12 protein-coding genes are annotated in these 12,506 nt (G+C 34.1%); 1 reads left to right on the top strand and 11 read right to left on the bottom strand.

Translation table 11 applies throughout. From position 1 onward, the window contains the following. Position 1: 1 nt before the first annotated feature. The 10 genes from whiA to PRVXT_RS02850 form a co-directional block, all read right to left on the bottom strand. Positions 2 to 952 carry a DNA-binding protein WhiA gene (whiA, locus tag PRVXT_RS02895; RefSeq protein WP_350344197.1) on the bottom strand — a complete coding sequence of 317 codons (951 nt, stop codon included), beginning with the start codon at positions 950 to 952 and terminating at the stop codon, positions 2 to 4. Between the two features lie 63 nt (positions 953 to 1,015). Next, entirely contained in the window at positions 1,016 to 2,356 is a 1,341-nt protein-coding gene (locus PRVXT_RS02890) for a gluconeogenesis factor YvcK family protein (protein ID WP_350344196.1), read from the bottom strand. Between the two features lie 21 nt (positions 2,357 to 2,377). Next, complete coding sequence (rapZ, locus tag PRVXT_RS02885; RefSeq protein ID WP_350344195.1) at positions 2,378 to 3,223, bottom strand: RNase adapter RapZ; 846 nt, start codon at positions 3,221 to 3,223, stop codon at positions 2,378 to 2,380. Positions 3,224 to 3,229: 6 nt separating this feature from the next. Then, on the bottom strand, positions 3,230 to 3,961 hold the full coding sequence (locus PRVXT_RS02880) for a PHP domain-containing protein (protein WP_350344194.1): 732 nt from the start codon (positions 3,959 to 3,961) through the stop codon (positions 3,230 to 3,232). Positions 3,962 to 3,984: 23 nt separating this feature from the next. Continuing rightward, entirely contained in the window at positions 3,985 to 5,310 is a 1,326-nt protein-coding gene (locus PRVXT_RS02875) for a glutathionylspermidine synthase family protein (RefSeq protein WP_350344193.1), read from the bottom strand. A 31-nt stretch (positions 5,311 to 5,341) separates the two neighbouring features. Then, positions 5,342 to 6,664: a glutamate-cysteine ligase family protein gene (locus tag PRVXT_RS02870; RefSeq protein WP_350344192.1), complete on the bottom strand. Its 1,323-nt coding sequence runs from the start codon at positions 6,662 to 6,664 to the stop codon at positions 5,342 to 5,344. Between the two features lie 47 nt (positions 6,665 to 6,711). Then, the gene (locus PRVXT_RS02865) at positions 6,712 to 7,662 is read right to left on the bottom strand and encodes an ROK family protein (protein WP_350344191.1); all 951 of its coding nucleotides are present in this window, start codon (positions 7,660 to 7,662) and stop codon (positions 6,712 to 6,714) included. A 20-nt stretch (positions 7,663 to 7,682) separates the two neighbouring features. Further along, positions 7,683 to 8,432 (bottom strand): phosphatase, encoded by a 750-nt coding sequence (locus tag PRVXT_RS02860; RefSeq protein ID WP_350344190.1) that lies wholly within the window; start codon positions 8,430 to 8,432, stop codon positions 7,683 to 7,685. A 128-nt stretch (positions 8,433 to 8,560) separates the two neighbouring features. After that, positions 8,561 to 9,811: a stage II sporulation protein P gene (gene spoIIP, locus PRVXT_RS02855; RefSeq protein WP_350344189.1), complete on the bottom strand. Its 1,251-nt coding sequence runs from the start codon at positions 9,809 to 9,811 to the stop codon at positions 8,561 to 8,563. An 85-nt stretch (positions 9,812 to 9,896) separates the two neighbouring features. Next, complete coding sequence (locus tag PRVXT_RS02850; protein ID WP_350344188.1) at positions 9,897 to 10,529, bottom strand: 4Fe-4S binding protein; 633 nt, start codon at positions 10,527 to 10,529, stop codon at positions 9,897 to 9,899. Between the two features lie 230 nt (positions 10,530 to 10,759). Here PRVXT_RS02850 and PRVXT_RS02845 point away from each other — a divergent pair, with 230 nt between their 5' ends. Continuing rightward, complete coding sequence (locus PRVXT_RS02845; protein ID WP_350344187.1) at positions 10,760 to 11,515, top strand: tRNA 2-thiocytidine biosynthesis TtcA family protein; 756 nt, start codon at positions 10,760 to 10,762, stop codon at positions 11,513 to 11,515. 39 nt (positions 11,516 to 11,554) lie between these two features. On the opposite strand, the gene PRVXT_RS02840 is transcribed toward PRVXT_RS02845, so the two are convergent. Further along, on the bottom strand, positions 11,555 to 12,403 hold the full coding sequence (locus tag PRVXT_RS02840) for a DegV family protein (protein WP_350344186.1): 849 nt from the start codon (positions 12,401 to 12,403) through the stop codon (positions 11,555 to 11,557). Positions 12,404 to 12,506 lie beyond the last annotated feature (103 nt).

Raw genomic sequence — 12,506 nt, 5'->3', positions numbered from 1 at the left:
TTTATTTCTTTGAATGTTTATCCTTAATTGCATTTGCTATCTTTTCGATTTTTTTAAACCTATGGTTAATACCAGACTTGCCTACGGTAGGCTCTAAAGATTCCCCTATTTCTTTAAGACTTAAAGAAGAGTCTTTTAATCTTTGATGTGCTACTTCTTGAAGAGGTTGAGGCAAATTATTTAAGCCTATGTATCTATCTATAAGGTTAATATTCTCTATCTGCTTTTGAGCAGCATCAACAGTTTTATTCAGATTGGCTGTTTCACAGTTTACAACTCTGTTAACATTATTACGCATTTCTTTATACACCCTAGTATTTTCAAAAGAAAGTAACGCTTTATGGGCACCTATTACGTTTAAAAAGTCCACTATTACATCACTATCTTTAATGTAAAGCAAAAAACTCTTTTTCCTAGTTGTTTTTTTTACTTTAAGACCAAACTGAGAGCAAAGCTCCATTAAATAATCGCAGTGATTTTCAGAATTCAAAGATATTTCAGCATGGTAGGACGAGGTTTCAGGATTATTTATAGACCCAGAAGCCAAGAAACTCCCCCTTAAAAAGGCTCTTTTACAACACTTCCTTTTTAGCAGGAGTTGATGTATCCGCTCCTTAACCCCCTTATTACTCTCCAATAAACATAATTCCTTTAACAAACTTTCAACATTTTCTTGTCCGCTTACCTGAACTAAGTAACTATTATTTTTTTTCAACTTATTCTTCTTTTTAACAAAGATTTGTCCTGATATACCAAAAGCTCCCTTTATCAAGTTAAACATTCTTTTTGCAATTGTAGCATTTTCTGTGGATACATGTAACACAATCCCCTGCTTAGAGTTAATTTGGACAGAGCCATTTATAAGACAAATTGCAGCCAGCTCTGCTTTTATACAACATTGATCATAGATATTTCTACAAAGTTCATTTTTAACGGAGGATGCAAAGGACATTTTAGTGTCCCCCTTTATTATTTAATACTAATATTATATCAAAAAAACAGCAAGTTCTGCTACCTAGTCGATCTCATTAAGTTTCTTATCTAATAAATAATGATCGATAAAATTTTTATTTCTATAATCTTGTTTAATTAGATGACTTAAAACGAATTTAGCTAATTTGTTTGAGCTATGTCTTACCTGTACTTTATCATCCTCTAAAAGATCCCCTTGTAAGACCTCAATTTTTCCATTATTCAATTTCTTTTCATTAACCTGAACCGGCCCAGCATTATCTTTTTTCTTATATATATCAGCTTGCTCTGTTGATATATTTTTGTTGTTTAAAACAATATAGTCAGCAATATTTTTCAAACTATGCCTTTCAAGTGCCTTAACATGGTCTACTGCACTGTAGTTTAACGTTTCTCCCTTTTGAGTCATTACATTGCAAATATAGTAAACGGGAGCCTTAGCATTTTTTATAGCCTCTGGTATTCCCTCTACAAGGAAATGGGGTATTATACTGGTATATAAGCTACCAGGGCCCAAAATAATAGCATCTGCATTTTTTATAGCCTGCAAAGTCTCCGGCAAGGGCTCTGCAGTATCTGGGATCAAAGAAATTCTTTTTATAACCTTATTCTCCTGCGCTATTTTGGTCTCGCCAACAACCTCACTACCATCTTTAAATTTAGCTCGCAAGGAAATTTTCGGCTCCAAAGTAGCTGGATAAACCCTACCCCTAACAGCAAGAACTTTGCCCACTTCTTTTATTGCATTAACAAAGCCAATTTTTTGGCTCAATGATGCTAAAATCAAATTACCTAGACTATGTTCTTTTAACTCATCGTTTGAAAACCTATGTTGTAAAATGGTCTCTAAATAACTTTCTTTATCCGCTAATGCCACAAGACAATTCCGAATATCACCAGGAGGTAACACTCCCATGTCTCCTCGTATTCTACCAGAACTCCCACCATCATCTGCAACAGTTACAACTGCTGTAATGTTTGTAGTATACTCCTTTAAACCTCTAAGTAACACTGAAAGTCCTGTGCCTCCACCAAACACCACTATGTTTGGCCCTCTCGAAAGCTGCGCCTTATTATACATAGTGTCTACAATTTTATTTTCATCTCCAGAAATAACCTTAGTTATATTTTTGTTAATTTTCACAATAGAAATAACCAACAAAATAAGGCTGCATAGAATAACTACTCCTGCCAACAAAAGAGTATAGTCGCCTAGCAAAGTAAAAAAATGAGATAATATACTTCTTGTTTTACTCTGTAACTGTTCAACTCCAACAGCTATAAGTGCAACTCCAAAAGACAGCCCCAAAATAGATAGCGCTAATACAAAAACCCATCTTTTAATTGATAACCCCGGGTAAAACCACTTTCCAAAACGCCCCATTTTATCCCCCCTGATTTTTATCTACTTTTTCCCTTTGTTTATATCTCTGTGAAAAAGATTAACTTTCTCGGTCTCGCCCAATTTTTCTGACAAAATGTTAGCTAAAGTTACTGACCTGTGTTTTCCCCCAGTACAACCGATACCAATCATTATTTGTGCCTTACCTTCCTCTTTATATAACGGAAGCAAAAAGTTTACCATATCTTCTAGCTTCTTAAGAAAATCTTGAGCTATTTTATGTTTCATAACATACTGTTGTACATCAGTGTCATCACCGGTCTTAGGTTGTAGTTCATTAATATAGTGCGGATTAGGTAGAAACCTTACATCAAAAACCAAATCAGCATCATGGGGTATTCCATACCTAAACCCAAAAGACATTATATTAACAGTAAATGAGGGATAGCCTTTTTGAAACTTTTGTTTAATTGCTTTACTTAGCTGATGTCCAGTAAATTCTGACGTATCAATAATATGGTTAGCCGCTTCTCTTAACAAGGCTAGTTGTTCCCTTTCCTTTGTAATTCCATCTATAGGTCTTCCATCTGAGGCTAAAGGATGCAGTCTTCGTGTTTCCTTAAACCGCCTTATTAAAACATCATCTGTAGCTTCTAAGTAAACTATGGTAGGCTCTAGTTTAGAATCGTCCAATATCTTTGATACCCCTGAAAAAAATTTTCCACCCCTTATATCAACTACTATGGCAACCTTTTCAATTTCTCCATCAACTTCCTGACAAATATCTGCAAACTTTGGAATAAGCTTAGGCGGTAAATTATCTATACAAAAATACCCCATATCTTCAAAACTTCGTAAAGCTAATGTTTTACCTGCTCCAGACATTCCAGTTATTATTACAAATTTCATGGTATATTAAGTACTCCTTTCCGAATTTACAATCATACTTTTAGGTATATTGAGTTTTTTTATTATACTTATCCCCTTGGAAAATTCGCCTACTTCATTTGGGTGGTGGGCATCAGAGCTTACTATAAACTTAACCCCTTCGCTCTTAGCAATATCTACAAAATCTTTTATTTTCATGCCGTGCTTACAGTTGATTTCTAACGCCGTATTTGTTTCAGCACAAGCTTTAGCTAACTGTTTAGTATCAACATCTACTTTATGCCCTGGGTGAGTTATCAAGCTAATATCATACTTTTTCATAGCTTTTATCAACCCTTGTGTGTTATACCATCTAGTCCTTTCTTTTCTTAACCCTAAATTTCTAGACAACAAATTATTTGTCACCATGGGAAAGCTTTTACTGGATGGTACAATGTTGGGATGAAACCCCAACAGCAACATATCTACCTTATTTTCAACAAAAGGAGGCAGATCAATATTACCTTCATAATCTAATAAGTTAGCTTCTATGTTAAAAAGTATTTTAATCTCTGGATATTTATCTCTTAAACTAATAATTTCGTCATATAAGTTTTCAAATTTTTTGTTTGATACCCCCACAAAAAGGGTTTGGGGTCCATGTTCAGCAATACCTATTTCTTTTAAGTTGGCTTTGATAGCGCTTTGAATATTTTCTTCCACAGTTCCTTTAGCATGGCTATAACTAGTATGAGTGTGATAATCTGCATAGAGATTCATTTCTATATCCTCTCTTCTTTAAATTAATCAGTTAATTTAAAATTTGGAACTATAAATGATTCAGCTACAGCACCTATAATATTTTTTCTGCCTGATCTTGTATAAGGACCAACAAAGCTTTGGTTGTAACAAAACAGCCCTATCATGTAATTAAAATCTATAAATTCGACCTCATTTTGTTTAAAAAAAGCTAATGATTGATTTGGCAGATGGCAAAACTTTTGTATTAAATACCCTTGTTTTGCAACTGTATTGATAACTTCTTCCCATTTGTTTAATGTACAGTCTTTACCAACATAAACACCTAATGCAGCATATTTATCCAAAGGCTTTAAAACGTAAAGATCTTTGTTTTCTTTCACATCATCTACAAGCGAAGTATCTTCCCTATCAAAATACGCCGTATATGGCACATGATTTTTTATAAAGCTTCTTTCATCTTCTGTCAAAAAGGAAGTTATACTTTCATCGTGTAGTATGGAAAATATTATTTTGTTGTGTATTAGTTGTGACCGTAAAGGTCCCACTACACATACATTCCCATCCAAATATGCATCAATAAAAGCCCGCGACTCCTTTACATTTTCAATTATTTCCCACGTCACAGCCCGCCTATAAATGCAGTCTATAGAAAAATCTTTATAATATAGTACCCCATCCCTATATACTAACTCTCTAACATCAGCTATAACAGTAGAGCACCCGTTTTTCTCGAATGTTTTTTTAAATTCCTGAAATTCCTTTGACGGCTCCCCCTCTATATAGTCCACTATAGCAATGTTAGGAAGTTTCTCGCTGCTAGCATATTCTTTGTAATTTATCATAAGAGCATCAAACCAACTTTGAAAAAGTTCAAACCCTGAAATTTTGAATTCTTTTTTATGAGACTTAACAGCAAGACTTTCTCCTATTATTCTCTGCAATTCTCTGGCTTCAACCATAGCAGAAGAACCATCTGCATTTAGTTCACAAAACTGAAAATCTCCTTCGCCATGATAAAAAACATCTATGCGAGACATTGGAACATTTATGCTATATCCAGGATCTTTCAAAATTAATTTTTCTAAAAGTGGGTCAAAGGGAAAGTGTTTTCTAAAGCTTGGCTCTTGTAGATACATTTCTATAACTTTGGATAAAATCCCAAAAAGTTTATTTGTAAGAACAGTAAATTGAACTACATCTTTATCTGATAGGTATATTGGATGATATAAAAAATCAATAGGTTCCCCTTTATATATCGCAGGGGATTTAGCAACCTGCTCTTTAAGCTGTTGATATTCTTTAATAAATACTTCTTGATTTCCTTTTATAATATCTCTAAACTCTCTAATTGCCTTTGTGTATACCAATTATCCAGCCACCTTTCGATATTATTTTGAACTAGCACTTGCTTGACGTTTTAATTTTTGTACATTGGTTATAGGTATCTACTGTTACAGCACAGCATTTAAATGCTTCCTGCCCATATTTGTTACAAAAGTCTTCCATGTACATCTTGGGATTTTCTTTGTTTTTTATCATCATTTTTATAGAATTCAAATATTGTACTTCTTCCTTGTCTAATTTATCTAAGGCAAAATCAAAAGCTTCATTTGCTAATTGTTCCAAGTTCTTTTCCACAACCTTTGTTTTATAACCTTGCCATTGTAACTCAGCTTTAATTTTCTCAATATCCTCACTAGAAGTATATTGAGAAAGGTTATAAAAATAATCGATAGCATCTTGATTATAAAATACCCCTTTTATAAAGGCAATAAAAGCAAAGCTTAATGGATAAGGCATGGAGTCTGCCGATCTTATCTCAATATATTTTTTAGCTCTAGCGTCAGGGAATACCATTCCCATCAAATGCTCAACCTCATCATCGGTAAAGGTTTCAGGGTCTAAAATATCTTTAGTTTTTTTATCACTATAAAAGCTTAACTTTCCATCTTGTAAAACACAGATAGGAGGAACATTTATCAGGTATTCAGCATAATCATCATACCCAAAAAACTCACCTGTTTTATAAGGTACTATCCCGCTTCTATCATTATCAGTATTTTGCCATATTTTAGTTCTTATGCTGTGCCTTTTATAATTTTGACCTTCAAAACGAGGGGAGTTATCTGTCAATATAGCAATTAACGGTGTTAAAAAATTCGCCACTGCAAACTTCTTTGCAAAATCCTCTTCATCGGTATAATCTATACTAACCTGTATTGAGGCAGTTCCCTTCATCATATTATGAGCTAGTTTTCCTTTTTTTTCAAAATAGGTCGCCATTTGTTTATAACGCGGTTTTGGATTAAAAGGTATCTCTGTTATAGAAGTTTTAGGATGGTAACCAACAGCCAGTAAATATTGATTATTTTCCGAAAGTATTGGAGCAAGGTCAGAAATAAACTCAAAATAATTATCCTTTATCTTTTTAATACTACCTTTTTCCTTAATACTAATTTCTAGTTGTCCACCGGGCTCTAAAGTAATAGTATTTTCACCTTTGCTAAGTCCAACTAAATAATTATTGTAATACTCACCCTGATACCCAAGCGGCAATAGGTTTTTAAGAATATCCTCTATACCATTACGTTGATAATAATTTACAGTATTAAAATTATTATCAACGACTATATGTTCTATTTCAACTCCTATATTCTGAATTTTTGATTCACCTTTTTTTAGTATATCTATAAACCTTTGTTTTTGTTTTGCTTCTATCAATTAAATTCACTCCCATAGTTTAAAAAAAGCGGCTTACGCCGCCTTAATTACTTAATTAGTCCCGCTGCACCAATTATCCCGGCGTCGTTACCAAGTTCAGCAGGGTCTACAGAAAGGTCTTTGTTTAAGATGTCTAAACTATAATAGTTCACCCATTTTTTCAATGGTCTAAAAAGGGCCTCTCCTGCCTGGGAAACACCGCCTCCAACAATAATTTGTTCTGGGTTTAATAAGTTTACAACATTTGCAAGTGCCATTCCAAGATGCTTGCAGGATTCTTCAATAACTTCTTTGCACCACTTATCACCTTTTTGGGCAGCTAAAAATATCTCCTTTGCTCCTAAAGGCTGCCCTTCAACAATGCAATCTTTTAAAATACTGTCACTTTCCTGTTGTAGAATATCTTTACCTTTATTAACAATAGCTGTAGCTGAAGTTAGGGTTTCTAAGCATCCACGACTTCCGCAGTTACAAAGAGGACCTTTCTCATTGACAATAGTATGTCCGAACTCGCCTGCGCCACCGCTTTTTCCATGGTGTATTTTCCCATTAATTATTAAGCCAGCTCCGATTCCTGTCCCTATTGTTATACAAACAACGTCTTTATTCCCTTTCCCTGCACCGCTTAACACCTCACCTAGCGCTGCTGCATTGGCATCATTATCCACTACAACTGGCACTTTAAACTTTTTCTCTAAAATTTCTTTTACAGGTACGTACTCCCAGTACAGATTTGGAGCTAATTTTACAACTCCAGTATCCATGTCTACCATACCCGGAACCCCTACACCTATCCCTGCTATTTGCTTTATTGTAGTTTCAGTATTATCTAATACCATTTGTACAGCCTTAAAAATTGAGTTAAATACTGACTCTTTACCTTCTGATGCATTAGTTGCCAGAGATGTTTTATACAATATTTGCCCTTCCTCAACTAACCCGCAAGCAATATTAGTTCCCCCTATGTCTATTCCAATTCGTTTCTTTGCCAGTTCCATCTCTCTTCCTCCTTTACCAACTATACCTCAGGAGTAACCTGTGTATAACGCGACCTATTTTTATGTGCTAAAAACTCTTTAACCTTGTTTACATCAGTGTTTATTATTTGCTCTTCTTTAATACCAGCATCTGAAATTAATTTAAGAGCTTTAGAAAACACCCCTACATCAGCAAATATATGAGAGTCACTTCCTAGTGATACCTTCCAATCATGCTTTACTATAGCTTTTGCTATGCTATAACAGTTGTCAAAACTCCCCTTCCGACTTCCATCATTTTTTAATGAGCTATTGTTAATTTCTATTAATATATTATTTTCTTTTGCTGCCATTACTATTTTATCACTGTCTATTGGGAAGTCAGGATTACCTGGATGCACCATAATATCAAAGCTCCCTTTTTCCATAGCATTTATTGCTACTTCGGTGTTATATGCCAAATCGCCTCCGTTAAAGCAATCGGTATGAAAACCTCCTATAACAATATCTAAATGCTTCCTAAAACGTTTTATTAAATCCACATTACCTTGTTCATCAATTATATTACATTCCACTCCCCGTAGCACTTCAACACCAAACATTTCCCTGGGAACAACTCGCATATTCCCAAAATGGTATGGATGAGGTCCTCCAGGCATTGCAGGACCATGATCGGTTATAGCTACCATTTCCAGCCCCTTGTCACTGGCTGCTTTTACTATTTCCATTAAGGTGCTGTAAGCGTGACCACTACTAATAGTATGGGTATGCAAATCCGCTTTTATTTTCATTTTTTACATCACCTCATTTACTATTTTTATTATGTAAAACAGAACCACTGTTTATTATTTGAACAGTGGTATAAAATATTTCCATACTAGAACCTTTTATTTAATAATATACAGTTGTAGAAAAACTGTCAATGCTTATCCTCGTTATCTTTTTCTCTATCTTTAACACTACTTCTTCTAATTTGATTTGTAAACTCTTTGCTAAAAAACTTTTTCAAGGTTCTCTTAATCTCTCGTGTATCTCCTACACTTATTAATAAGTAAATTCCACCTCCCGCCACAGCCAACAAAAATAAACTCAAAATTGCTTGCCAAATCCCTCCAATTCCACCTGGACCTCCTCTATCTATCGTTGACATCCCCTTAGGGTCTAACTCATCATCTTCTTCACCTTCCGGCTTTATCTTTGCTTCTTCCTCAAGTCGTTCTTTTTCCTCCTCTGCTTCCTCAGGTTCTCCATAAAGTGTTTCAACAATTGCTGGTGCAAAAAGACGAGCCCCTTCTTCTGCATGCTCTCTCCTGTTTTGATGAGCTCCAATCTCTAATAATAACGCTCTAGGGTGCAGGTCTTGATTATAATCTCCTCTGGCATAAAAAATCCCTTTCATCAACCCTGGAGTTTGTTCGTCGGCTACAGATTTTAACCACCAAGCAAATCCCTCATTAGCTCTATAGAAAGGATTTTGGGTGCCAACAACTATAAGAACTTGTGTTACCGACTCTCCATCTATATTAGCATAATAACCGTCCCAAGGCGCCGCATCTCTATGAATATCAAATATTGCATCTAAATCTTCCTCCAATAATTCTGAAACAGTTCGCCTAGATCTTCTATATGAACCCGAGTAAGGGAAATGAGTAGTTTGATCATTTATCACCTCTACCTCAAACTCCTCTATAGTTTCAGCTAAAGCTGCTCCAACTTCATATATTCCACCTTGGGTTTGATCTGTTTGAGCATATCCTTCCGTTGGAACGAAACTTTCGCCGCTATGAGTATAATATAAACCGATTCTTCTTTGATCTGCCTCTTCAATCTGAGCAAATTGACCCACAGCTTCTATTTCGCTGTGGGCCTCTCCTTCACTTTGTTCATTATCTTCCTCCTCTAATTCTAAAGGATTTTGTTGCTCTTCTTTTTTCTTAGCCCATGCTTTTTTTTGCTCCTCATCTACCTTGTACACCTCATAAGTAACATTTTTGTGGTCTACAAATTTATCCCCTTCTTGAATAACAATGCCCGTTTTTAATAATATATTTTCCTCATCATCAAAAAGAGTATAGTAACTTCCATCTTCTGTTTCAACTTCAGCAACTGCAAATACAGGAAAAAGCATAGAAAGTATCATGCATAAACTAAATATTTTTACTTTTTGCATCTTTTAAACCTTAGCCCCCTTTTTCTTTTTTTTATTTTCCCCTAGAGGCTAAAAAAATATTAAAGATACAAAAAAATTACCACATTTAATTATTTTCAAAATTTATAGCGTTATGAGGACACGCTTTAATACATTCTGTACATTTAATGCAACGGTCGCTAAGCTTAACTTTCTTTTTATTAACCTTTTTCCTCTCATCAATAGATTGGGATAGCTGCGTTGGTATATTACAGTTTTTTACACATAATTTACATCCTTTACATTTATCCTCTATAGATATCTTTTTTCCACTTTTTAGACTAGCTAAGCTCATAATCGTTCCCCACGGACAGTAAAACTCGCACCATGTTCTAGGCCTATACAATGCTGCTAACAGTATGGATGCTAATGCTACAGTTCCCATCATTATAAAAACTGCATATGAAACATTACTAATAATTAATACACCCAAATAAAGAAAAAATACCACTAAAACAGCATAAGGAAACCATCTTTTTTCCATAATTTTAGGGGGCTTTTTATTTCTTGATATCTTTGAAAGCAACCTTTCAGCAAACGTTCCCATAGGACAAAACCATCCACAAAAAAATCTTCCATAAAAAATTGCTATTAACGTACCAGCAGCAACTAAAATAAAATTAAAATTATAAATACCTAATAAAATTAATACTAACGTAAATACAATTCCCACTACTTGACTAATTTTTCTTTTATCCATATTAAATTTCTCCTCCTCACAAATTCTCTTACACTAATATACCCCATAGGGGTATATTAGTCAAGTGTAATTTTCTCTTTTCTACTTTAGTTAAAATGTATATAATAATAAAAAGTAGCCATTGTATAAAGAGAAAGCTTAGTAAGTGGATATTTATTACAGCTTATTGGACTCTAAAAGTCATAAACTGCGGCGCTTACAGTAGCCTGCGATAAAGGAGAGTTTTAACCATGGACTTATCAATGAAAAAAGCAGATAAACAACGCTATCTTACACCCACTAGAAAATGGGTAGAAAAATATAATCTAATAGAATCAGGAGATAAGATAGCGGTTGGCATGTCGGGAGGTAAAGATAGTTCAGTTTTGTTTTACATATTAACAATACTCCAAAAACAGTTCCCTTTTCATTTTGATCTGGTTCCAATTACACTGGATATGGGTTTTGAAGAAACAGTTGACATATTACCTTTGAAAAAATTTGTTGACGAATTGGAATATAATTTAGTTATAGAACAGACAAGTATTGCAAAAATCGTATTTGACATAAAAAAAGAAAAAAACCCCTGCTCTTTATGTGCTAACTTGCGAAGGGGAGCGCTAAATAATGTGGCTAAAAAGTACGAATGTAATAAGGTTGCGTTAGGTCACCATTTAGATGACGGAATAGAAACTTTTTTCATGAACTTACTTTTTAACAGCAAGATGGGAATATTCAAGCCTAAAACTTATCTAGACAAAAAAGATATTACAGTCATAAGACCTCTTCTTGCAATTGAAGAAAGCACAATTAAAAATATTATAAATAAAAAATCAATACCTGTTATTAAAAATCCTTGTCCCGCTGATAAAAATACTAAAAGAGAGGAAATAAAACAACTTATAAAAGATTTAAGCATAAAATATCCGGAAATTCGTCAAAAGTTTTTAAAAGGAGCTCAAAATATAGACGTAAAAGAATTTTGGCGTACAGACTATTTTATATAAAAAAATGAGTAGCTGACTTGATGTCAACTACTCATTTTTTTACCATGTAACTGAAATAGCTAGCAACCCTGGTCCTCCATGAACTGCTACAGCACTTCCAATTTGGTAAATCATAGATTCAGTAACATTATATTTTTCCTTAATCTTTTCCATTACTTTTTCTGCATTTTTGCGATCGGTGCCATAAGCCATTGCTACTTTTACTTCTTTTTGGGAATCTATGGAAAATAACTCCTCCATGCAATTAACCATGGATTGAAGAGCTTTGTTTTTGCCTCTAGATTTAGAAAATTCTTTTACCACTTTATTCTCAAAATAAATAATTGGTTTTATATTAAAAAGCGATCCTACAATCCCTTTTAATTTACTTATCCTGCCACCTTTTATAGCATACTCTAGGGTGTCTAAATAAATTATAACTTTGCTATTTTCTCGTTTCGCTTCTAGCTTATCTATAATTTCTTCAAATGAAGTCCCAGCTTCCATGAGTTCAATAGCTTCAAAAACTAACCAACCAGCACCCATAGTTGCAGTAAAAGAGTCAATTACTGCAATATTTTTAGAATCCACCATCTTAGCTGCAGCTTCTGCTCCCTGATATGTCCCACTAAAACCTGAGGTTATGTGCACGGATATAATTTTTTCGTACCCATCTTTAAATGCTTTTTCATAAACCTTTGCAAATTCCCCTACAGAAGGCTGCGAAGTTTTTGGAATAGTGTCGCTTTCTGCTAACTTTTTTAAAAACTCTTCCTTAGTTAATTGAACTCCATCTTTATAAACCTGTTCTCCCCAATTTATTTCCAAAGGAAGAACATCAATATCATATTTTTCTATTGTTTCCTCTGGTATATCACATGTACTATCCACAACAAACTTAATCTTCATAATCACCGCACTCCTTTATTTATATAAAACTTGCCTTTATATGTAAGACTCAATATAATCTAAAAAAGTGTCATTTAATTTAAATTTTTTATTAAACGTATTT

The sequence above is a fragment of the Proteinivorax tanatarense genome (assembly GCF_040267685.1).
GTDB lineage: Bacteria > Bacillota > Proteinivoracia > Proteinivoracales > Proteinivoracaceae > Proteinivorax > Proteinivorax tanatarense.
Note: the sequence above shows the minus strand (reverse complement) of the source record. Positions and strands in the feature narration are given on the sequence as shown.